General features: G+C 43.3%; 16 protein-coding genes and 1 pseudogene. 4 read left to right on the forward strand and 13 right to left on the reverse strand.

The features are described 5' to 3' along the window. Positions 1-54: 54 nt before the first annotated feature. On the reverse strand, positions 55-546 hold the full coding sequence (gene def, locus ACVBIL_RS12340) for a peptide deformylase (protein WP_447167270.1): 492 nt from the start codon (positions 544-546) through the stop codon (positions 55-57). A gap of 252 nt (positions 547-798) precedes the next feature. Here def and ACVBIL_RS12345 point away from each other — a divergent pair, with 252 nt between their 5' ends. After that, positions 799-2,520, forward strand: coding sequence for an MFS transporter (locus ACVBIL_RS12345; protein ID WP_447167271.1), 1,722 nt, complete (start codon positions 799-801; stop codon positions 2,518-2,520). 224 nt (positions 2,521-2,744) lie between these two features. Here ACVBIL_RS12345 and ACVBIL_RS12350 read toward each other — a convergent pair whose 3' ends face one another. Then, a complete protein-coding gene (locus ACVBIL_RS12350; protein WP_447167272.1) occupies positions 2,745-3,416 on the reverse strand; it encodes a hypothetical protein in 672 nt (223 codons plus the stop codon). A gap of 210 nt (positions 3,417-3,626) precedes the next feature. Between ACVBIL_RS12350 and ACVBIL_RS12355 the strand changes: the two genes are divergently transcribed. Both ACVBIL_RS12355 and ACVBIL_RS12360 read left to right on the forward strand, forming a co-directional pair. Next, the gene (locus tag ACVBIL_RS12355) at positions 3,627-3,980 is read left to right on the forward strand and encodes an MGMT family protein (RefSeq protein WP_447167273.1); all 354 of its coding nucleotides are present in this window, start codon (positions 3,627-3,629) and stop codon (positions 3,978-3,980) included. A gap of 113 nt (positions 3,981-4,093) precedes the next feature. Next, complete coding sequence (locus ACVBIL_RS12360; RefSeq protein ID WP_447167274.1) at positions 4,094-4,879, forward strand: DUF3108 domain-containing protein; 786 nt, start codon at positions 4,094-4,096, stop codon at positions 4,877-4,879. A gap of 401 nt (positions 4,880-5,280) precedes the next feature. Here ACVBIL_RS12360 and ACVBIL_RS12365 read toward each other — a convergent pair whose 3' ends face one another. Next, a complete protein-coding gene (locus ACVBIL_RS12365) occupies positions 5,281-6,066 on the reverse strand; it encodes a class II glutamine amidotransferase (protein WP_447167275.1) in 786 nt (261 codons plus the stop codon). Positions 6,067-6,310: 244 nt separating this feature from the next. On the opposite strand from ACVBIL_RS12365, the gene fadE reads away from it, so the two are divergent. Then, positions 6,311-8,758 (forward strand): acyl-CoA dehydrogenase FadE, encoded by a 2,448-nt coding sequence (gene fadE, locus ACVBIL_RS12370; protein WP_447167276.1) that lies wholly within the window; start codon positions 6,311-6,313, stop codon positions 8,756-8,758. Between the two features lie 130 nt (positions 8,759-8,888). Here fadE and ACVBIL_RS12375 read toward each other — a convergent pair whose 3' ends face one another. The 10 genes and pseudogenes from ACVBIL_RS12375 to ACVBIL_RS12420 all read right to left on the reverse strand — a co-directional run bounded on the left by ACVBIL_RS12375 (position 8,889) and on the right by ACVBIL_RS12420 (position 22,356). Continuing rightward, entirely contained in the window at positions 8,889-9,227 is a 339-nt protein-coding gene (locus ACVBIL_RS12375) for a DsrE family protein (RefSeq protein ID WP_447167277.1), read from the reverse strand. A gap of 32 nt (positions 9,228-9,259) precedes the next feature. Further along, complete coding sequence (locus ACVBIL_RS12380) at positions 9,260-9,580, reverse strand: hypothetical protein (RefSeq protein WP_447167278.1); 321 nt, start codon at positions 9,578-9,580, stop codon at positions 9,260-9,262. A 464-nt stretch (positions 9,581-10,044) separates the two neighbouring features. Then, positions 10,045-12,201: a catalase/peroxidase HPI gene (katG, locus tag ACVBIL_RS12385; RefSeq protein WP_447167279.1), complete on the reverse strand. Its 2,157-nt coding sequence runs from the start codon at positions 12,199-12,201 to the stop codon at positions 10,045-10,047. A 775-nt stretch (positions 12,202-12,976) separates the two neighbouring features. Further along, on the reverse strand, positions 12,977-13,357 hold the full coding sequence (locus ACVBIL_RS12390; protein WP_447167280.1) for a hypothetical protein: 381 nt from the start codon (positions 13,355-13,357) through the stop codon (positions 12,977-12,979). Continuing rightward, positions 13,354-13,746: a hypothetical protein gene (locus ACVBIL_RS12395; protein WP_447167281.1), complete on the reverse strand. Its 393-nt coding sequence runs from the start codon at positions 13,744-13,746 to the stop codon at positions 13,354-13,356. Before ACVBIL_RS12395 ends, ACVBIL_RS12390 begins: the two co-directional genes overlap by 4 nt. Before the next feature lie 445 nt (positions 13,747-14,191). Continuing rightward, the gene (locus tag ACVBIL_RS12400) at positions 14,192-15,484 is read right to left on the reverse strand and encodes a serine/threonine transporter (RefSeq protein WP_447167282.1); all 1,293 of its coding nucleotides are present in this window, start codon (positions 15,482-15,484) and stop codon (positions 14,192-14,194) included. A 1,240-nt stretch (positions 15,485-16,724) separates the two neighbouring features. Continuing rightward, positions 16,725-17,396 (reverse strand): annotated as a pseudogene (locus tag ACVBIL_RS12405) (transposase); the annotation flags it as partial. A 219-nt stretch (positions 17,397-17,615) separates the two neighbouring features. Further along, the gene (locus ACVBIL_RS12410; protein ID WP_447167283.1) at positions 17,616-18,596 is read right to left on the reverse strand and encodes a transposase; all 981 of its coding nucleotides are present in this window, start codon (positions 18,594-18,596) and stop codon (positions 17,616-17,618) included. Positions 18,597-18,871: 275 nt separating this feature from the next. Continuing rightward, positions 18,872-20,161, reverse strand: coding sequence for a coproporphyrinogen III oxidase family protein (locus tag ACVBIL_RS12415; RefSeq protein WP_447167284.1), 1,290 nt, complete (start codon positions 20,159-20,161; stop codon positions 18,872-18,874). A 335-nt stretch (positions 20,162-20,496) separates the two neighbouring features. Further along, entirely contained in the window at positions 20,497-22,356 is a 1,860-nt protein-coding gene (locus tag ACVBIL_RS12420; protein WP_447167285.1) for a cation:proton antiporter, read from the reverse strand. Positions 22,357-23,614: the final 1,258 nt, after the last annotated feature.

The following is a 23,614-nucleotide window of genomic DNA, read 5'->3' on the forward strand; positions in this document are numbered from 1 at the left end:
TTTTTACTACTATGATTTTATTCTAAGCTAGTCAAGCGTTTACAAATATATTATCTATTTGTATTTCTTGACTTTTTTCAACGCCACCTGCTGTTTTAGCATAGAGAGGTGATCAGTAAATACCACACCATTAAGATGATCCATTTCGTGCTGTAAAACAATCGCTAAGAATTCATCGGTATCAATTTCAAACACCTTACCGTCACGATCCAACGCACTCACCTTAACCCCTTCATGGCGATTAACTTTGGCGCGGTAACCCGGGATCGATAAACAACCTTCTTCGCCTTGATATGCACCACGAGACTCAACAATCTCAGGGTTAATCAACACCATTGGCTGGTCACGTTCTTCAGATAAGTCGATGACCAAAATGGCATGTAGACTGCCTACCTGAGTTGCTGCTAGGCCGATACCATCTTCGGTGTCGTACATAGTCTCAATAAGATCATCAATAAAACCTTGTACAGACTCAATATCTGTTACAGGCACAGCTTTACGCTTAAGGCGTTTATCTGGGATCGTTAAAATGTCTAGCACAGCCATATCATTATCACACTAATGTTAACTAAAAAATTCCGCGCTATTATGACCGAATCAATCGCAAAGGCAACTCCTGCGCTAATTTAAGTCTATTTATGCTGTAAAGCCCGCCACATGCGATTAATGACGCCCCCTTCAGCGCTATTTCAACCTAAGTCACTGAACCTACCAGGCGTTAATTTGCACAATAAACTCCACTTTTATGTCACATGTGATAGCATAATTTAAAATGTATAAAATATACGGAATTATAATATGACTCAAGCAGGACGCACTGCGCTGCCCCCTACATTCTTCGTCGCCAATACCATGGAGATCTTTGAACGCTTAGCCTGGTATGGTTTTTTCGCCCTCTCTTCTCTTTATATGACTTCACCACAAAACCAAGGTGGCTTAGGCTTTTCCGATCAAGAACGTGGTTTATTGCAAGGCATGATCCCGTTTTTCCTTTATCTATTCCCTGTATTAACTGGTGCGCTTGCCGACCGTTATGGTTACCGGAAAATGTTTCTCATCGCCTACGCGATTATGTGCCCAAGCTATTACCTGCTCGGCCAAGTCGATACCTTTATGGGATTTTTTGTTGCTTTTATGGGAGTCGCTGTCGGTGCAGCCTGCTTTAAACCCGTAGTGACTGGGACCGTAGCACGTACCACTGATGACACTAACCGTGGCTTAGGCTTCGGGATCTTCTATATGATGGTTAATATCGGCGGTTTCTTAGGCCCATTTATCGCAGGTTACGTCAGAGCGATTAGTTGGGACTGGGTGTTCATCATGTCGTCTTTCTGGATTGCGGTTAACTTTATTCCTGCTTTCTTTTTCTATAAAGAGCCGACAGATCAAAATCAACAAAAAGGTAAACCACTAACAGCCGTATTCCAAGATATTCAAGAAGTTCTTGGTAACGCTCGCTTTGCAATTTTGTTCTTTGGTACCTTAATCATCTTAATGTCTTACGGCGCGAAGTGGATCACCGGTGAAACAACACTAATCATTTATGCAGCTTGGTTTACAGGACATATCGTCTGGGACAAACTCGCCTCAGCTAAAGCAAAAGCACCTTGGTACGCACAAAAGATTAGCCTAGGTAACAAACCTTTTGTGATTTACCTACTTATTCTATCCGGCATGTGGATGGTATATCAGCAGATTTTTATTACTCTGCCCATCTATATTCGAGACTTTGTCGATACATCAGATCTTGTATTAATGCTCGCGGGTTACCCTGACTTACAGCAGTTTTTTGCTCCTGTTGATATCAGCTTACTACAAGCAGAATTAATTCGTTTAAGTAGCGAAATGGCTAGCGGTACGCTCAATGCAAAACAAGCCTATTTTGAATTGGTACATACTAAAGTAATGGTGCCTAGTGCAGAGATAAGCCAAGCCTTTGCCGCAATAGCACAAACACCAGCGCTAGCAGCTCAGTATGCACAAACCTGGGCGAGTGAATACCGTCAAATTAACCCTGAGTATCTTATTGGACTTAACTTCTTATCAATTGTGCTGATGCAGTTAATGATCAGCCGGTTTGTGGAGCGATTCCAAGCACTACCCGTTCTAGTTGGCGGAACCATTATTCTTGCCATCGGTACTGCGATTGGTGGTATTGCACATGGCACAATTATGGGCGGCGCGATGGTTTTGACCTCAATTCTAGTCTTTTCAATTGGCGAAATGGTCGCGTCACCGAAAAGCCAAGAGTATGTGGCAAGCTTTGCTCCACATGACAAAAAAGCCATGTTCATGGGTTACTACTTTGTCTCTTCAGCGATAGGCTTCTTGCTCGCAGGGCCGCTATCTGGCTATCTATACTCTGAAGTCGCCAAAGGCGCCGGACGCCCTGACTTAATGTGGTACATCATAGGTGCATTAGGTTTACTTACGGCGCTAGGTCTGGTGCTATTTCACAAGTTTGGCACCACACCAGTAGCTGAAAATGAAACAGCAACGCCAATTGCTCAAGCGACTTAGGCGGCTCAGTCCAGTTAAGCAACTTACATTATCTGTCGGCAATAACTTCCGATAAGTAAACTTCAAACAAGCGGCTTGCAAACAAAAAGCCCATGTTAATCTAATCCGATCAACATGGGCTTTTTAATTCTAATCTTGTAATCCTTAACCTCACGACCGCTTATTACCACACGATTTAGAGTTTAGAATCGAGAGTTTAGAATCGAGAGTTTAAAGTCGAGAATTTAAAATTGAGAGCGCACTGCAAATACCCATTGAGTGTCTTCGCTTTCAAAGCGTTCAAGCTTTTCCCAATCATACTGATAACGAATCACCCAAGACCATTGAGGATTGATTTGATAGCCAAGTGCTAGCCAACTTCTTGCTTCATAGCGCTCTACGCCATCAACCCCCGCATTACCTTGCAGGTAAAACTCACTATACCAATGTTCAGTCATCGGCTTTAGTACTGTCATGTTAGCATTGGCAGCAGTGCTATCTTTATAGGACTTAACGGCTAAGTGGTTTACTGCTAGCTCAGTAAACACCTGAGTGCGAAACCAACCTTGATGCTCGGTCATTAAACCAAGTTGATATTGATAATGGTTGGCTTTTCCTTGTGGGGTGTCTGTTTTACCATGATCAACAGAGGCTCTAAGATTCACCTGATTTGAGCGATACAAATAACCTAAATGCCATTTATCGCCGTCAAAATTAGTATTAGCCGAAAACTGTTGATGGCTAGTCGCAAAACTGCCTCCCAATTTAAAGACATCACCATCAAAACCCACATATAGTGAATCATTTAAATTTAATGGATCTGCAATATGTCGAAAGTCATTAGCAAATACAGGGGCCGACACCGCGGAAAGGAATAACAAAGACCCTAAAAAAGGACGTAAAGCCGTAACTGACATTATGTATACCGTCAAAAAGCGCTATTATTACTTTAGCGCTAACTATCAGCAAGAGCTTTTACCTTATATTACAATCAAGTAACCGACAAAACACATCAAACAAAGATGTTAACACTTGCAACTTGGTGCAGGTCGATAACGTACACTTTCAGACTAAAATATTGATCTCATCTAGATTAAAACTTACCGTAACAACAGGAAGTCAAACTCATGCAGCCAAGCAGCAAACCGTCACCAATGACGCAAATATGGCATATTGTGTCTATGATCCCTAAAGGGAAAGTGTGTTCATACGGTAAAATTGCTGATTTAGCAGGACTACCCGGCCGCGCTCGTTATGTATCAAAAGCGCTAAAATCAGCACCCGATGAGCTAAACTTGCCCTGGTATAGAGTGATTAATAGCCAAGGTAAAATTTCTTTTGCTGAACATAGCACGCCTTTTATCGAACAGATGCAGCGTCTACGCAGTGAAGATATTATAGTGAACCGTGGCAAAGTTAAGTTGTCTGAATATGAGTGGCAACCCGATATCGCAACATTAGTGCTCTCAATGCCATTTTAGTTGCTGGCTGTCAGCTATCTTAGTTGACATAACGACAAGTTAAGCGGCTTACACAAGCAAACGATATCAAAAGCTAGAGCACTGAAAATCATTCTCTCTTAAAGGAGTTGTCTTTGTTTAAAATATCATCAGCGCTATTTGCTATCAGCTTATTATTTGCAAGTCACGTAAGTCTTGCCGATACCACTGCATTGACCCCCCATACTGCGGAGTACCAAGTCAATTACGGCAGTATTGAGCTAGGCCGTGCCCGCTATATCCTCGATGCACCCGATGGCAATCAATTTCAATACCGTTTTGACAGTGATGTGGGCTTACTCATGTTATCTGACCAGCGCCACATCCGCAGTGAATTCACCTTAGAGGGGAATAACCAACTCATACCTATGCGCTATTCAGTTGAGCGCACGGGTACTGGCCCAAGCTTTAGAGAACAAGCCGCTTTTGCCAAAGGGCAAAACGTTATCCATAGCCGTTACAAAGAGGAGCGAGCTCAATTCCCTTACGACAGCGAGCTGTTTGATCCACTGATGGTGCAGTTACAATTTAGACTGGACATGGAAGCCCATAAAGATGAGCTGCACTACACCATGGTTAAAGAGGGTGAAGTTGATGATTATGCCTTTAAAATCATAGGCAAAGAACGCGTAAATATCGACAGTGGTAGTTATCAAACCATTAAATTTGAAGTTATCCGAGAGAGTAAAAAACGCCAAACTTTTTTTTGGATGGCCCCAGAGCTTAGCTACCTTCCTATTCGCTTAACTCATTTTGAAAAAGGCAGTAAACAACTCGATATTAAGCTGCTTAATTACCATTTTAAACCGATAAAGCCAAGCCAAGAGCCCACAACTGAACAGGCTCAAGTTGAGGGTGATATTAACAATGAAGAAGGTTAAAGCTTATACCCATCAGTATAAGCAAGTGATCTACTCAGAGTGCTTTTAGTAAGCTAATTCAAGGCGAACGGCTGATGGAATGCTTGTTCCCTTATGAAGTCATTCAACGCCGAAATAGGAAGCCAAAACACGTCTTGCAGGTGAGTTTTAGCGCATCCGATGCTGCGACTCTTAAGGAACAAGAGGGAGCTTAAACGTAGAACAACTATGCTCCTCACTCGTTGCAAGCAACATGGATGTTGTAAATGCCATTAATGCACGACTATATGGATATAGGAGGTAGAGCGAAGCAGGATACTAGAGCCGATGAGCTATTAATGGCCTTGCCTCTGAAGCGCTAAACTCTCGCTAAAGCGATCACACCTTTAGACTGATTGCTATAAAATGCTGATTACAACCTCTTAATGATGTGACGAACTGACTAACTCCCCCTTTTTAAACAGCTTCCACTCACCAGGAGTCAGTACATTCCACTGTTCATTGTTCGTCAATGGCCGCGTTGCAATCACAGTCACCACATCGATAGGCGTGGTTTCCTTATTAAAATCAATCACCACATCGGTATCTATCAGCTTAGCTTTACCAAAAGGTGCTCGTCGAGTGATATAGCAGAGGTTATTACTGCAATAACTCATTAGATGCTCACCATCACTTAAGATCATGTTAAACACCCCTAATGCACGAATTTCATCGGCAAGGGTTGAGATATAATGGTAAACCGCCAGTCTATCATTAGGCGCTTTATCGCCAAACTGCTCTACGACTTTGTCCATTATCCAGCAAAAAGCCATTTCACTATCAGTATCACCCACGGCGGTAAAACGCTTTGAGACAAATTTTTGCTCATAATCACTCAGCTGGCCATTGTGAGCGTAGGTCCAATATTGGCCCCAGAGTTCACGCGTAAACGGATGAGTATTTTCTAGTGAGACACAGCCACGATTAGCTTGGCGAATATGGCTTACGACGACTTCGCTTTTTATCGGATACGATTTGATGAGCTGAGCGATATGGGACTCGCTACTTGGGCGTGCATCTTTAAAGGTACGATTACCTTTACCCTCGTAAAAAGTAATACCCCAGCCATCAACATGTGGCCCTGTCACACCGCCTCTTTGGGCAAGCCCTGTAAAACTAAATACAATATCAGTCGGCACATTGGCGCTCATGGCCAGTAACTCGCACATTAATTTTAATCCTGTTAAATCTGCTACCTCTTTATATCACTCCATTCTAACCACTTGATAGCCATTGTGGAATGGTTAACGACAGCAAATAATTTAAACATTTGTTTGAAAAAAACTTGTATTAAAATTAACTAACGTTTAAATTTTATGAAACACAGGTCTGACCACACGCTATAATTGTGAGGCAAGCCCAAATAAAGTGCCTTTAGATCAGCTATAGGTCACACATAAAAGGAGAATTACAGTGACTACCCTACTTTGGATCTTGGCGATGATTGTGACCATAGGCGCTTTTGCTTATCTCAGAGTCTCTCTACTCACCGCCACCTTAGGCACCGCAATTGTATTAGCAATTAGTACCGGCGCCGCAAGTGTAAGCCCATTACTATGGGTAGTGTTTCTTGTCATTGCTCTGCCTCTTAATATTAGCTCGTTTAGACAGAATGTGATTACTCGCCCATTACTTAAGATATATCGTGGCATCATGCCTGAGATGTCTTCAACAGAAAAAGAAGCCATTGAAGCGGGCACGACCTGGTGGGAAGCCGACCTGTTTGCGGGTAAGCCTAACTGGAGCAAGCTACACAATTATCCAAAAGCGAGCTTAAGCGCCGAAGAGCAAGCCTTCTTAGATGGCCCTGTTGAAGAAGTTTGCCGCATGTTGAATCAACATCAGGTTTCTCATGAACTTGCTGACCTCCCTGAAGAAATTTGGCAATACCTCAAAGATCATGGCTTCTTTGCGATGATTATTAAGAAAAAGTATGGCGGTTTAGAGTATTCAGCTTACGCCCAATCACGCGTATTACAAAAGCTAGCAGGTCTTAGTAGTGAATTAGCCTCAACCGTTGGTGTACCTAACTCATTAGGCCCTGGTGAGTTATTGCAACATTATGGTACAGCAGCCCAGCAAGACCATTACCTACCTCGTCTTGCTAAAGGCTTAGAAGTGCCCTGTTTTGCACTAACAAGCCCAGAAGCTGGTAGTGATGCTGGCGCAATTCCTGATTACGGTATTGTCTGTAAAGGTGAATGGGAAGGCGAAGAAATATTAGGTATGAAGCTAACCTGGAACAAACGCTATATTACCCTTGCTCCTGTTGCAACCGTACTTGGCCTTGCATTTAAACTGCGCGACCCTGACCAACTGCTTGGTACTCAAGAAGAGCTAGGCATTACCTGCGCCCTTATCCCTACGGATATTGAAGGCGTTGAAACCGGTCGTCGTCATTTCCCGCTTAACTGTATGTTCCAAAATGGTCCGACATACGGTAACGAAGTGTTTGTACCACTTAGCTTCATCATTGGCGGCGTTGAAATGGCTGGGCAAGGTTGGAGAATGTTAGTTGAGTGCCTATCTGTTGGTCGTGGTATTACCCTACCGTCAAACTCTGCCGGAGGCATAAAAACCGCTGCACTTGCAACGGGTGCATACGCCCGTATTCGTCGCCAATTTAAGCTACCTATTGGTAAACTTGAAGGTATCGAAGAGCCAATGGCACGCATAGGGGGTAATGCTTACCTTATGGATGCCGTAACCTCACTCACCACAACGGGCATTGATCTTGGCGAAAAGCCATCGGTGATCTCAGCCATTGTGAAATATCACCTCACAGACAGAATGCAGCGCTGCGTAATTGACGCCATGGACATTCATGGTGGTAAAGGTGTGTGCTTAGGCCCAAACAATTACTTAGGCCGTGGTTATCAAGCAGCCCCAATTGCGATAACCGTAGAAGGCGCTAATATCCTTACCCGTTCGATGATCATCTATGGTCAAGGCGCGATTCGTTGTCATCCATATGTATTAGCCGAGATGGAATCAGCATTTGATCCTGATGCAAGCAAAGGTTTACGCGACTTTGATGCGGCTATATTTGGTCATATTGGATTTACCACCAGCAACCTAGTTCGTAGTTTATGGATGGGTCTAACTTCAAGCCACTTCTCTAACGCGCCTTATTCAGATAAGACTAAACGTTACTATCAGCAGATGAACCGCTTTAGTGCAAACTTAGCATTACTATCGGATCTTGCGATGGCGACACTGGGTGGCAACCTTAAGCGTAAAGAACGAATTTCTGCTCGCCTAGGTGATCTTTTGAGTCAGCTATATCTCGCTTCAGCAACGCTTAAGCGTTATGAAGATGAAGGTCGTCTGACTGAAGACTTGCCACTAGTACAATGGGCCGTTGAAGACTCACTGTACAAGCTACAGTCTTCATTAGATGAGTTACTCGATAATTTCCCTATGGGTCTAGGGATCGGACTACGTGCCGTTATCTTCCCATTTGGCCGCCCACTTAAGCGTCCAAGTGATGTACTTGACCACAAGGTAGCCCAAATTATGCAAACACCTTGTGCAAGTCGTGACCGTCTAGGTAAAGGACAATTTTGGACACCAAGCGAGCACAACGCAGTAGGTATTCAAGAACAAACCTTAAAGGATATCTTGGCATCAGAGCCTATCTACGACAAAGTCTGTAAAGCGGTAGGTAAACGCCTACCCTTTATGTGGCTAGATAAGATTGCAGCCGAAGGCAAAGCGCTAGGCGTACTAAGCGAAGATGAAATTGCGTTACTTGAACGCGCTGAAATTGGCCGTATGAAGTCTATTAATGTTGATGACTTTGACCCTGAAGAATTAAAGGCACGCACACTTGAGTACGCTAAGCAGGTGCAAGCAGCCTAACAAATTGTAAGGATATCAAGCTAAAAAATGGGGGCCTAAGTAAATAACTTAGGCCCCCATTTTATTAGGCATTTAACGGTCAAAACTCAAACACTATGTGTAGACAATGCAATAAGCTCAAATGTCTTCATTATGGCTTAATGTAGCAATACCCTTGCTTTTGTTTAATCGCTATTTCATAAACACCCGCTAAAACAATAATCGCTTGTTCAAAAATCTCTTTCTCAGAAATCTTCATTTTTGTAAGAGTGTTGTTACAAACTGCAAATATAACCTTATGACGATGAAGTTCGTTAAGCATGCCCAGCTGTTGAGATTTATCTATTGCTGATTTTGTTATACAAGAAACTGCAGCACCATGGACAACTAGCTCTATGCATGCTGTGCTATCAATAGTTAACACATTTTGAATATTGTTCAGTGCCATATTCCAGTGTTCTGGTTGATTAACATGAAAAACAATTTGCATAATAGTACTCCTCAGATAAACTGATTTGATACTTAAGAAGTAAGATCTGTATTTGCAAGTAATTGACAGAATTGACGTTTAATCAGAGTTTCACTAATGTAAATAATCGTTATCGTATCATTTTCATAAGTGTAAGCGACTCTACAGGTTAAATGTTTATCTGCCACAATTTTATATTCATGAATTTTATAACGATTAAAGCGAAGTGGGTTCGCTAATTTAAGCTTAGGACTATTTTCGATAATGAGGCGAGGCAAACGTTCAGCAATATCTTTTCGAATAGCAGCTTCAGATTGACTGTGCTGGTTGAAAAACACTCTTAAGTGGCGATTATTATCATAAACGATAAGCATAAATAAGCTTCTTTCCCAAATAAATACTATTAACTATATATCTTCCTATGCACTGTATTGATAAATATTTTTATACCATTTTATTGGCCACGACATTTAACATAGTTAGCCGTAATCAACGTCCTAAGCAACTAAGCAACTAAGCAACTAAGCAACTAAGCAACTAAGCAACTAAGCAACTAAGCATGATTAACGCTCAAGGCATAGATTCGCAAGCTGTAGCTCACTAAAATAAACCCTTTGAAATCATTCAATGTTGATACTGCATCCCTCAAAGGAGCAGTTAACACAATTGAGTTCGACAAATATATGTAACCTTATAATGAATGAATCCCCGAATTATATAGGAGGCTAAGCTCAGCACTTAGTCCTCCGATATATTTGAGACCTCCAGGTTTGGCTCAAGAGCGATTTATCGCATGAGCTACTAATCCTCCTCGACAATAGCTGCGCCTTAATGACTGTTAACCCAGATCAAAACGATCTGCGTTCATCACCTTAGCCCACACGGCAACAAAGTCCTGCACGAACTTTTGCTTATTGTCATCTTGAGCATACACTTCAGCATAAGCTCGAAGAACCGAATTGGAGCCAAAGACTAAATCAACGCGTGTCGCAGTCCATTTAACCTTTGTCGTTTCGCGGTCACAGATTTCATACCGATTATTTCCAGCAGGTTTCCACGTGTTATTCATGTCGGTCAGATTAACAAAGAAATCATTAGTCAGAACTCCCGGATGTTCGGTTAATACGCCATGCCCTGCACCAGCATAATTACAGCCAATAACACGCATCCCACCAACCAGTACCGTCATCTCATTGGCTGTAAGCCCCAGCAGCTGTGTTTGGTCAAGTATCAACTCTTCAGCGCTGACAACATAATCGCTCTTTAACCAATTACGATAACCGTCATGAAGAGGTTCTAACACTTGAAAGGAGTCAACATCGGTCATTTCAGCTACGGCGTCACCACGCCCAGGTGAAAATGGCACACTGATATCAAACCCTGCAGCCTTAGCCGCCAGCTCGACACCGAGCCCACCCGCAAGCACAATCACATCAGCCACGCTTGCCCCGCTTTGTTCAGCGATGGGTTCAAGCACAGCTAGCACTTTACTGAGTTTATCAGGCTCGTTACCTTGCCAATCTTTTTGCGGAGCCAAACGAATACGAGCACCATTAGCACCACCTCGAAGATCAGAGCCTCGGAAGGTTCTAGCACTGTCCCAAGCTGTAGTAACCATCTCGCTAACACTCAAGTCACTTGCCATGATTTGCGTCTTAACCGCCTCAACATCGTAATCACTGCGACCTTTAGGCACAGGATCTTGCCAAAGTAGATCCGCTCCTGGCACATCAGGACCTATATACCTTGTTTTAGGTCCCATATCACGGTGGGTCAGCTTGAACCATGCTCGAGCAAATACATCTGAAAAATACTCAGGGTCGTGATAGAAACGCTCGGCAATTTTTCGATATTCGGGGTCCATCTTCATCGCCATGTCGGCGTCAGTCATAATCGGGTTATATCGTTTAGTCAGATCTTCAACATCGACAGGCTTATCTTCTTCTTTGATATTAATCGGCTCCCACTGCCATGCACCAGCAGGACTCTTTTTCTGCTCCCATTCATAATTAAGCAACAGGGTAAAATAACCGTTGTCCCACTGAGTTGGATGCGTCGTCCATGCACCTTCAAGACCACTTGATACCGTATCGCGGCCAATGCCCCGTTCGGTTTTATTTATCCAACCCAAGCCTTGCTCTTCTACATCGGCCCCTTCAGGAACAGGGCCTAATAACTCTGCATCACCGTTACCGTGACATTTACCTACCGTATGCCCTCCGGCCGTTAGCGCGACTGTTTCTTCATCGTTCATCGCCATACGCTCAAAGGTTACGCGCACATCTTTGGCCGTTTTAAGTGGATCAGGATTTCCATCAACCCCTTCCGGATTAACATAGATAAGTCCCATCATCACAGAGGCTAGCGGGTTTTCAAGATCGCGCTCACCTGAATAACGGCTGCCTTCACTACCACTTGGGGCAAGCCACTCTTTCTCGGCGCCCCAATAAGTATCTTTTTCTGGATGCCAGATATCCTCACGACCAAAGCCAAAACCAAAGGTCTTCAGTCCCATGGACTCGTATGCAATTGTGCCAGCATAAGCTATCAAATCAGCCCAGCTCAGCTTGTTGCCATATTTCTTCTTAATGGGCCAAAGTAGACGGCGAGCCTTATCTAAATTGACATTATCTGGCCAGGAATTAAGTGGCGCAAAACGTTGATTCCCACGGCCAGCGCCGCCTCGGCCATCTGCCGTACGGTAAGTCCCTGCGGCATGCCAAGACAAACGGATCATAAGGCCACCATAGTGCCCCCAATCTGCAGGCCACCAAGGCTGGCTATCTGTCATTAACGCATGCAGATCTTTCTTAAGTGCAGCAACATCTAATTGTTTCACCTGTTCACGGTAGTTAAACCCTTCCCCCATCGGGTTAGTTTTCCTATCGTGTTGATGCAAAATATCGAGGTTTAGCGCCTTAGGCCACCACTCCATATTCGACATACTCATTTCAGTGGCGCCGCCATGCATTACAGGGCATTTGTTGTCAGCCATAATTATTCTCCATCGTTTAATTAACCCTATCCAAACGAGTAAAGCGCATTATATTGGACAGTTAAGTTAACTAGTGTAGTTGCTTATGGTGACTTTTCGACATCATGACGGTTTATGTTCTGGCTTAAACTTTCAACTTTCAACTTACTTAGTGAACCTTGGCCAAGTTCATTAGCAGCAGTTGCCATCTCTTAACCATCAATATCTGAGTACGCTTATGCAGCGATGGGCTCGACACCTTTGTTATGCACTAAAATGGCTTCATCAATGACAGCGTATGAAAGAAAGTGTACTGATACTCGTCTGGAACAAAAAGATGAAACGCTTTTTAATGCCGCAGTCCCTTCTTGGTGCTATCAATAACCAGGGGCGAATACCACGGAGCACCTATATAAAAAGCTGATGTATTAATAAAGATGATTGTTTGAATGGAAGAGTTTGAATGCTTTAGTTGGAATGCTTTAGTTGGAATGCTTTAGCTTTAATTGCTTTAGTCTGCCAGCAACCACTGACAGTATTGTTTAAACTGCTGTCAGCACTTTTATATGCGGTGCTTATATACTCGCTGCATATAAAAGCGCTGCATAATAACCTCTTACTTCAGTAATGCTATAAGCTTAGTAAGAGGTCAAAATATGCCTTTGACAATAAAGGGAGTCATTAACCTCACTCTAACTGTGAAAAGGAGTGTGGGCGAATAATCTCTTTTTCATAAGGTGAACAGACCCACCGAAAAAACTATGGATCTTCAAGCTAGTGAGACTACGACACAGGCTTAGTCGTTATCGTTAGCAATAGCGGTTGCTGCACCAATAATGGCTCCACCAACCAATACTCCCGTCAGAAAATTATCATTTTTATGTTTCCATCTGTCATGGCGGTTATCACTCAATGCATGACGAATTTCACGGCGTGCTTCGCGTTTTTCTCTGGCGACCTCACGGTAACCCTCACGAATTTCACGTTTGGCACATTTTCGAGTCTTGCAACGTAAAACTTCACGGGCAGCTTCGCGTTTTTCGCGGTTAACTTCGCGGCTCCCCTCACGGATCTCTTTACGAACTTCATACCGACCAGCATTGGCATCAAAGCTTACAAGACTGGACATCATCAATACCGTCGATACCATCATGGCAAGTGTTAGGCCTTGTTTCATTTCTCGCCTCTCGTGTCTTGGTAAAATACGCCGGCACGTTTTTCAAAGTTTGCCAACGCTTCTTTGCACTCCTGCACATTGAGTTCAATATTGCTACCGTATCCAAAGCTAGCAGCATAGAGAAACGCTCTGTCACCCCCCAAGGTGCGACTGATTTCACTATTGATATTCATGGCCTCGGTTTCTAACTGCGCACGTTGCTCTTCTGTCACACAGCCAAGGGCTAAACCAGTCTGATAGCCAAAATTTTTCAGCCCTGTATCAATTTGCTGTTCTTTTAATAGAACGTCCTGTTGTAATAGAACGTCCGGCTGAGATGCGTCAGCCAAGACTGGTGTTGTTAATACCGTTATTGCTACGAGTAATAATATTTTTGAGGTGCGATGCATAAATTTCTCCAGTTCCCCAACCTTTGCCTAATTACACTTTTTGAAGTTTAGCACTTCACAGCAAGTGAGTAAGTTTCAGTGATTCTTCGCTGATGGCGCTAGTAGGCCTGTGTGGAGATGAACGCAAGCTGAACGCAGACTACAGGTCAAACAATGCGACAACGACAAGGGTTCTATTTGATTGGCTGTTATAGCAGCGTTTGACTCATTAATCACAGAGACAAAGACATGAGTGTCGACATAGAAAAACACTGGCAGATAGCCAGTGCTTTAGTTTCATCGCCGAGTAAAAAATTACAACAAACCACCGTTAATCAAAGCATAGCCAAACAGGATAGCGACGATTAATAGTTCAAAGATCAATGCTGATCTTGCAATCTGTAAGGAAGGTCCATCTCTGAGGCTAAAGAGAACAAAAGCCCATGGCTCCTGTCCTCTTTTTATTTTACTGTACCAATGAATAGAAGATTGCCGAGATTGAAACTAGTCCGATAATCACTACAAAAACATTACTGATGGTACCTGAGTATTGCTTCATCGCTGGTACTTTCATGATGGCGTACATCGGCATGATAAACAGCAGCAGAGCAATGATTGGTCCACCTAGACTTTCAATCATTCCCAAAATATTGGGGTTGATAGTTGCGACGGCCCAAGTGGTCAGTAGCATAAAACCAGCAGTAACACGGTTCAGAGTAACAGGGTTGACCTCTTTGCCCTTACCGCGTGCAGCCTTGATGATTAAACCATTAAAGCCTTCACTCGCCCCAATATAGTGGCCAAAAAATGACTTAGTGATAGCGATGATCGCAACAATTGGTGCGGCATAGGCAATAATGGGTGTATCAAAATGGTTTGCCAGATAAGTTAATATCGACACATTTTGCGCTTTCGCCTCAGCTAAATTGGCAGGCGATAGGCTAAACACACAACTAAATACGAAAAACATCACTGTTACAACCATAAGAATATGGCTAAAAGCTAAGATCCGTGAACACTGTTTCTCAGCATTATCACCGTGAAACTTCCTACGATCGACTGCGAAAGAGGAAATAACCGGAGAGTGGTTAAATGAAAATACCATCACAGGTAGTATTAACCACAATGCCATTAAGATGGTGCTGATCCCACCTTCAGCAGGCATCACATTGCTAAATATTGACGTATTCCAGTAAGGGATTAGGTAAACAGAAAGCAACAATAGCACGGCAACGAATGGGAAAACCAGTATACTCATCGCCTTGATAATTAACTGTTCACCTAAACGAACTACGGCGATCAAGCCAATAATCAAGATTAAGGCCAGGGTTGCGCGGTTAGGCGGAGTCATGCCTAGCTGATGTTGCATAAAGCTTTCAACAGTATTGGTAAGTGCAACACTGTAGACGAGCAAAATCGGGTAGATGGCAAAGAAATAAAGTAAGGTGATGACCTTACCCATACCGACGCCAAAATGCTCCTCTACCACCTCGGTGATCCCAGCTTCTGGATTTGAACCCGATAACACAAAACGAGTCAGTCCGCGATGAGCGAAGAAGGTCATTGGCAGTGCCAGTAGCGCCATGATAATGAGAGGGATCAAGCCACCTTGAGCCGCATTAATTGGCAGGAAAAGGGTGCCAGCCCCCACCGCCGTACCATAAAGCCCCAATACCCATAGAGTATCGCTCTTGTTCCAGCTTGATTTTACCTTGACTTGTGCCGAGGTATTTTCAGTTTTATTAATTACAGAGTCCATTATGGACATCTCCTTAGACGGTTCTTATATGACCTTTTAAGGGTTCTGTTTTCATACCTAACTTCACACCACGTAGCCGCCGAAAATATCAACCTAAGCAACACCGGCAACATAATATAGGGGTTTTGATTCAAAACCTGAATGAAAAACTAGCAGAGCCCATAAAGGCCGCGCAGTATAGGGGAGAGATTTGGGGATAAATGTGATTTCGAACAAACTTATTTAGGTTTTACAAATAAACTAATCTATTCGTTGCTTTTTCGACCTACTGAAGAGAAGTTAAACTGCTACTCATGCCGATCTCGGCGTGTCATAGCGAAAATTGTCTCAAGAAAACTCGGACTCTACCTCAGCAACAGAGCTCTATTGCTTGCTATAGCATCGAGCTGACTCACTTGCTTTTTAACAGATGCAGCTCACCACGGCGAATATGGCGAAGCCATGTGCTAATAAGCGAGATCTAGGGATAGCGAACAGGCCGTTAAACACGGACGTTATTGGAACACGGAGCGCTACGCTACACGAAGAAAGGCAACAGCTAGAACAAAAGCAGTGGTAAAAGGCTCGTCATCAAACATGTTGATCTTTTGCTCTACGATCTTCTCCGTGACCTCCGTGAAAGCGAAGCGCTTCGTGGTAAAATTAGTGCTTTTGGAAAAATCATACTTACCTACATGTTCAACGCAAGTTAGCTCATTTTTGGACAAAAGTTTGTCGGCGCTTGCCGCTGAGCTAAATCTAAAGCCAAATCAATCAAACTTCGTTTGATAAAGGTCGTGAGCTTCCAGCTCACACACGGGCAAAAGCTATTCACCACGGAGGACACGGAGCGCTACGCTACACGAAGAAAAGCAACAGCTAGAACAAAAGCAACAGTAAAAGGCTCGTCATCAAACATTTTAATCTTTTGCTCTACGATCTTCTCCGTGACCTCCGTGAAAGCGAAGCGCTTCGTGGTGAGATTCGTGCTTTGAAAGAGTTATGCCAGTTCTAGATTTTCTGTTTCATTAGATTTATAGCAAAATAACTGAGACATCCACTATTATTTTCAGCACTTATCACCCCTAAATCACAACTCAAATGGCCAAAGCTTTTGACTCATACCTTGCCTAAGCTCGGCAATTACAAGCTGAACATGACTTGCGAGCAAAATATCAGTAGTTAAAATGAAAATCACGCAGCAAAAACGCCCAAACATCAGTCTGGTAGCGTAAAAAGGGGTGAGTAGGTTTAACGTAAACTAACTACAATCTAGCCATCGGTGACAATTGGCTGCACCTTGTCGTCGTTTACGCTCTAGATGTTCACAATACGTCGATAATTCTTGAGTATTGCCCACAGCACCTTTGAAGATTTTCGTGAATTCGGCGGTCATTTTAAGCCAGTTCTCGGCAGGTATGTTTAAGCGGTGCAACAACTGCTGTGAGGATGGGCTGATAGCACCTCGTTTATCATGACGCTGGATTCGACCTGTATCATCAATGAGTTGTAGATAATCTTTTGCATTAAACATGAGCCCTTTAGGCATATCTTGATGCTCATCGCCTACAAAAGGGAGTAGCGATTTAGGTTGTTCGCCTTTAACTGCCGCTTTGATGCGCATTTGGATACTGGTGAAGTCTGAGGTGTCTGGGGATGTAGCAATATTGGCTCGGATAGGGTTCAGGTCGACATAGGCCATACAAGCCAGCACCGCCGCGTCATCAAGTAACGCTTGCGACTTAAAGCGCCCTTCCCAAAAACGACCCTTGCACTTATCTTCAGCATTGGCCTTTCTGGCAATGGGTTCATTAAGTGCCCGCATAAACCAGGAGATATCCATGAGCCTTAGCCGGTACTCTTTTATCCGCTTATTGATGATTGCTTGTTGATAAGATTCAAGAGGTTCAGCTTTAATAAAATAGTGATTCAAGCAATAACTGAGACATCCACTATTATTTTCAGCACTTATCACCCCTCAATCACAACTCAAATGGCCAAAGCTTTTGACTCATACCTTGCCTAGCTCTGCAATTACAAGCTGAACATGACTTGCGAGCAAAATATCAGCAATTAAAATGAAAGTTACGCAGCAAAAACGCCCAAACATCAGTCTGGTAGCGTAAAAAGGGTTGAGTAGGTTTAACGTAAACTAACTACAATCCAGCCATCGGTGGCAATTGGCTGCACCTTGTCGTCGTTTACGCTCTAGGTGTTCACAATACGTCGATAATTCTTGAGTATTGCCCACTGCGCCTTTGAAGATTTTCGTGAACTGGGCGGTCATTTTAAGCCAGTTCTCGGTAGGAATGTTTAAGCGGTACAACAACTGCTGTGAGGATGGGCTGATAGCACCTCGTTTATCATGGCGCTGAATGCGACCTGTATCATCAATGAGTTGCAGATAATCTTTAGCATTAAACATCAGCCCTTTGGGCATATGTTGATGCTCATCGCCTACAAAAGGGAGTAGCGATTTAGGTTGTTTGCCTTTAACTGCCGCTTTGATGCGCATTTGGATACTGGTGAAGTCTGAGGTGTCTGGAGATATCGCAATATTGGCTCGGATAGGATTGAGGTCGACATAGGCCATACAAGCCAACACTGCCGCTTCATCAAGTAACGCTTGGGACTTAAAACGTCCCTCCCAAAACCGCCCCTTACACTTATCTTCAGCATTAGCCTTTCTGGCAATGGGTTCATTAAGTGCCCGCATAAACCAAGAGATATCCATGAGTCGAAGTCGGTACTCTTTTATCCGCTTATTGATGATTGTTTGTTGATAAGATTCAAGCGGCAGGGCTTTTACAAAGTCGTGATTCAGGCTATCGCCTTTGAACAGTTTTTGCCATTGGGAAACAACCTCGATATCTGACCAACTCTTCGCTAACTCAGCATCGACCCGCAATACAAGGTGCAGATGATTACTCATGACTGCAAAAGCACAAATATCAATTGCGAACACTTCAGCTAGCTGCAACAGCCGACTTTCGACCCAGTCACGCCTATGCTCATAGGATTGTCCCGTGTGAATATCAACCCCACACAGGAATGCCTTTCTAACACAGCGGCTTATGCAATGGTAATAAGGTGTATCCTCCAAGCTGACTAACGCTTTTCTTGGCGTTGGCATAACACACTCCTCTGTTCAGCCTTAACTCAAGCTTAGTAGACAAGCCTATATCTAACAATTCTGGGTGTCTTCGTTATTTTTGTGTAGATACGCCTGCAAACATCAAAAAAACAATCAGCAAAAAACTTTCCATATTAACCTTGCCACAGAAACAGGATCAGCCCGAAAATCATTATTATAAAGATGAACTATGCTAGACATAGCGACAGATAGGGTCTGTCTCTTGCAATTTAGGGGCTGAGTTATCTCTAATTGTCTTAAGTAACTTTATACATTTAATTTGCTGCTAATTTGATGGCTTGCTCACGTAAATAATCCATACCAGCGAGGAATCCACTAAACATCTTTAAGGCAATAAATTGGCCAGCTGCAGTCGTTCTATAGCCATCGCCTTGCTTAATCAACGCCCCCGATGCGAATAGGTAGGCTAGCTCTAATGGAAAAGCCTGCCACAAACTTTTACCTGTATGGGCCTTAAATAACTGATTATCTAAATGGCCTTTGCCCATCATAATCATTAAATGATGTTGATTTATCGATTTGTCGCTGAGTAACTTATGGTGGCTAGTACCAACATGGCCTTGATTGATTAATTGAATATAACCGTCAATATTGAAACTCGATACTTGAAACTGTGGTCCAAAACGACCAAATGCGCCCGAGCCTACGCCAAAGCAGTTTTCACCATCAAGTACATATTTATTATCGACTTTCTGGCCAAAATTACGGCTGTATGTCCAAGGGAATTCCATCATATAGCGCTCTGTCATCGCTTGTTTAACGGCTAGAAACTGTGGCCATAAATCTTCAGGTTTACCCGCAAGGCATTTAGACTTCTTACGGCTCTTACCTATGCCTAAAGTCAGCGGGTAAGTAGTAATTTGGTCGGGTTCCAGCGCAATCATCCTCTGAATATCAGTCACGACACTGTTCGGTGTTTGCCCTTTGAACCCATACATTAAATCGACATTAACGGTAGGAAAAAGCTCTATACCGCGCTGGATATCAATGGCCTGTTCATCACCAGAACCAAACTTTTCAAAGCGGCCGCTAGCTTTTAATATATTATCGTCAAAGCTCTGTAACCCGATAGACATTCTATCGACTAAGCCATTTAGGCGTTCAGGATTACCCGTTTTAAAATAACTAGGGTCTGTCTCACAAGAGACTTCTCGTACTGTGGTTAAACTCTTAATCAACTCGATAGTTTTAACCAGTTCATCTTCTAAAATGGTTGTGGTGCCGCCACCAATATAAACTCGATTAAAACGCAGACCGCCCTCAATCACACGCCTTATCTCTTTGCGTAGCGCTTCAAAATAAAGCGTGGCCTTTTCTTGATTGTATTTAACTTTATGAAACGAGCAAAAACGGCACAACGTATGGCAAAATGGAATATGGATGTAGAGCGTTTCAATTTTTTGCTCGTCGGTAAAGCTTACAGATGAACGACCTAGTGGAAACGCTTTAGCATCAGCCAAGCTAAGCGACTGTTTAATAGTGTGTTGCATGACGAGATCTAAACTTTGCGTAGCTAACGATAAACGTAAATCAGCAAATGACATAACTCACCTTATGATGATGAATTTACCAGAATTTCAGGTAAGTAGATATCTATCACTCTACTCCTTGGCGATCTCAATAAATGTGTTGCAAAGCATGCATTTAGCCGTATCACGCACATGTTTTACTAAATCGGTCACAGATCTCGATTCTTTCGCGATGGTATTTATCAATCAAGGTGAGGGCTGACGTCTGCCGATGGCAGAGTGCAGAGTGCAGAGTGCAGAGTGCAGAGTGCAGAATGCAGAATGCAGAATAGCAAGGGCTATAATCAATTATAAATAAAGAGTATAGAATGCTATACCCTTTATTTCATCAAAACTTAGTAGGCTGGCTATTAGCTAACAGTCTGGTTGTTCTCGACGCGTAAAGCCGCTTCGTCACTCACGCTATCACTAACAGACTCTTGCTTGATAGCATCTGTAGGAATTAGGCTTATGAGTTCGACACCCGTTAGTAACTCAAGCTCACCAGCGACGCTGATCACCCTGACTTTGCCATCTTGTAAGTAAATTAGTGGTATAGCGGCTTGACCGTACTGCTGCATAAACATCGTGTAGTTAAAGTTTTCGGTTAAGCTTGTGCTTTTGATGCTTGCACCTTTTGCCATTAAACTCGCAAGCTTAGAGTAAGACACGCCTTCACCGAACAAACATAAGCGCTTAAGGTACGATTCCGACAACTGATGTCTAGCACTGGATATTTCGCCATTATTTAGCCCGTAAACCTTTTCGCTGCCAAATACATCTTGAAAGTAAAAACTCACCAATGGATTTAACTGCCTATAAGGCGACATCACCAATACTCGACCAATACCCGCCATATTCATGTGGTTCTCGGCATGCTCTGATGCAGGATTACCGAAATAAACGGGAATATTATCCATCCGAGCGAGACGAATATTGTCCCAGTTATTATCGGCAAGCAGCACTGTGACGCCTTTTGACTGCAATGTTTTAGCAAGTGCTCGGGGGAATTTAGAGGCGCCAAATATTAGCAGGCCTTGCGATGAGTCGGCAGTCACCCCTAACATTTTAGCCCACTTACCCGCGGTTAAGCTCTGGATAACAACTGTGCCGATAATGATTAAGAATACCAATGGCACAATGAGCTCAGCCCCTTTAATACCAATGGCTTCAAGCTTAATGGCAAAAAGTGACGATATCGCAGCGGCCACAATACCACGCGGTGCTACCCAGCTTAAAAACCATTTATCGCTACTTGAAAGCGATGTACCGACACCGCAGCACCAGATACTTAATGGACGTGCGATTAACATGACAACGGCTAGCAGCGCTAAGCCTTCCCAGCCAAGGCTTAATAAAGCATCTGCATTAAGGCGCGCCGCCAGTAATATAAACAGTGCAGAGATCAACAGAACTGTGAGGGTTTCTTTAAACTCGAGGATATCGGCAATATCGACACCTTTCATATTCGCTAACCAAATACCCATTACCGTCACCGACAGTAACCCCGCTTCTTCCTGTAACAAGTTTGAGCCTACGAACACCGCTAGCATTAACGTCAACACAGCGGTATTGCGTAGGTAATGTGGCAGTAAGTTGTTACGTAAAATGAGGCCTACTATATAACCACTGAATACACCAAAGCCCATGCCAACAGCCAGCATGGCACTAAGGGCGTGTAGAACGTGTGTCGTAGGATCGGCCGCAACTGCAATATACTCAAACACTAACACCCCAAGCAGCGCACCAATTGGGTCAATTACAATACCTTCCCAGCGCAATATACTCGCGAGTTCAGTTTTGGGGCGTACGCTTCTTAGCATAGGCACAATAACGGTTGGGCCAGTGACCACAACAAGCGCGCCAAATAGCAATGCCATTGACCATTCAAAGTCGAGTAAATAAAAAGTGCCTACGGTAATACAAGCCCAAGTGATCACTGTGCCTAACGTCACTAGCCTGGTTACCATCGCGCCGTGTTCTTTGATCTCTTTGAAGTTAAGGGTCAGTGCCCCTTCAAATAAGATCACCGCAACACCGAGAGAGATAATAGGAAATAATAGCTCGCCAAAAATAGCATCAGGCTGTAAAAAGCCAAGCCCGGGCCCGAGCAACAGGCCACATAAGAGTAAAGGTAAAATTGCAGGTAGTCTGAGTTTCCAACCTATCCACTGACAAAACAACGATAAAACACCTAGCAAAGCAAGCATCGCAGTGATCTGCTCTAGCATAGCCTATTTCCTTTTCAGCTCATTTCTAGCGAAATATATTTATGTTAAAAGAAGTTGTTGAGTGTAAAAACTATAGCTAAACCTGAGTAAAGTACGATAACCCATGGAAAAGTAAATCAATATTATCGTTAAATAAGCTGAATGAGTAAGAATGCAGCTAACAAAAGTCATGATTAGGTATAAAGCGGTCTCATTTATAAATACCAGCGCTATTGCTTTAACAGAATGCTCAACGGCTTCATAGCGAGTGCCCTATCTTGTTCATGCTAATTTTCTCTATAATCAAGCTAATAGAAACAGTATCAGAATCAGTATCAGTATCAGTATCAGTATCGAAGTTTGCTCTGGTAGGTTGTAGTGTCACGATATAAATGGAGTTATCGCTAATGAGCTTTTTCACAATCCTGCTATTGGTCATTTTTTTTGCATGGCTAATCCCAATAGTATTAATAATACAATCACCTAGAACACATGGTGCTGAAAAGTTGGCTTGGATATTAGCAATGATATTTATTTCTTGGTTAGCTTGGGTATTTTACTTACTCATAGCGCCAATTAATAAGCAAGAAGCTAATTGAGCTCCTATTTAAACTTATAGATAGAGTCGATATCTTTGATCTAGCTGATCATAGCGAATCACGACTAGGTGACCTCATAAAGCGTTAATTATTGGATATACATCAAAACGAAAAAAGTCCCTGCATTGCTGTAGAGGCTTTCGTCTTTGTGTTGGCGGAGCGCTGTGGCTTGTAATGCGGCGAACTCGCGACCTCAGCGTGACTTACCTGTCAGCATAGCCTATACACTCGTCGATATGTAAATCATCAAAACGAAAAAAGCCCCTACATTGCTGTAGAGGCTTTCGTCTTTGTGTTGGCGGAGCGCTGTGGCTTGTAATACGACGAACTCGAGACCTCGGCGTGACCTATCTGTCAGCATAGCCTATACACTCGTCGATTTGTAAATCATCAAAACGAAAAAAGCCCCTACATTGCTGTAGAGGCTTTCGTCTTTGTGTTGGCAGAGCGCTGTGGCTTATAATACGACGAACTCGCGACCTCAGCGTGACCTCAGCGTGACCTCAGCGTGACCTATCTGTCAGCATAGCCTATACACTCGTCAATATGTAAATCATCAAAACGAAAAAAGCCCCTACATTGCTGTAGAGGCTTTTGTCTTTGTGTTGGCGGAGCGGACGGGACTCGAACCCGCGACCCCCGGCGTGACAGGCCGGTATTCTAACCAACTGAACTACCGC

The organism is Shewanella sp. 125m-7, assembly GCF_052977045.1.

Excerpts from the sequence above, each read along its gene's own strand:
- def (WP_447167270.1), bottom strand. The coding sequence starts at position 546 with ATGGCTGTGCTAGACATTTTAACGATCCCAGATAAACGCCTTAAGCGT.
- ACVBIL_RS12375 (WP_447167277.1), bottom strand. The coding sequence starts at position 9,227 with ATGCAAATTGTTTTTCATGTTAATCAACCAGAACACTGGAATATGGCA.
- ACVBIL_RS12350 (WP_447167272.1), bottom strand. The coding sequence starts at position 3,416 with ATGTCAGTTACGGCTTTACGTCCTTTTTTAGGGTCTTTGTTATTCCTT.
- ACVBIL_RS12410 (WP_447167283.1), bottom strand. The coding sequence starts at position 18,596 with ATGCCAACGCCAAGAAAAGCGTTAGTCAGCTTGGAGGATACACCTTAT.
- ACVBIL_RS12415 (WP_447167284.1), bottom strand. The coding sequence starts at position 20,161 with ATGTCATTTGCTGATTTACGTTTATCGTTAGCTACGCAAAGTTTAGAT.
- ACVBIL_RS12345 (WP_447167271.1), top strand. The coding sequence starts at position 799 with ATGACTCAAGCAGGACGCACTGCGCTGCCCCCTACATTCTTCGTCGCC.
- ACVBIL_RS12395 (WP_447167281.1), bottom strand. The coding sequence starts at position 13,746 with ATGCATCGCACCTCAAAAATATTATTACTCGTAGCAATAACGGTATTA.
- ACVBIL_RS12355 (WP_447167273.1), top strand. The coding sequence starts at position 3,627 with ATGCAGCCAAGCAGCAAACCGTCACCAATGACGCAAATATGGCATATT.
- katG (WP_447167279.1), bottom strand. The coding sequence starts at position 12,201 with ATGGCTGACAACAAATGCCCTGTAATGCATGGCGGCGCCACTGAAATG.
- ACVBIL_RS12380 (WP_447167278.1), bottom strand. The coding sequence starts at position 9,580 with ATGCTTATCGTTTATGATAATAATCGCCACTTAAGAGTGTTTTTCAAC.
- ACVBIL_RS12420 (WP_447167285.1), bottom strand. The coding sequence starts at position 22,356 with ATGCTAGAGCAGATCACTGCGATGCTTGCTTTGCTAGGTGTTTTATCG.
- ACVBIL_RS12365 (WP_447167275.1), bottom strand. The coding sequence starts at position 6,066 with ATGTGCGAGTTACTGGCCATGAGCGCCAATGTGCCGACTGATATTGTA.
- ACVBIL_RS12390 (WP_447167280.1), bottom strand. The coding sequence starts at position 13,357 with ATGAAACAAGGCCTAACACTTGCCATGATGGTATCGACGGTATTGATG.
- ACVBIL_RS12400 (WP_447167282.1), bottom strand. The coding sequence starts at position 15,484 with ATGGACTCTGTAATTAATAAAACTGAAAATACCTCGGCACAAGTCAAG.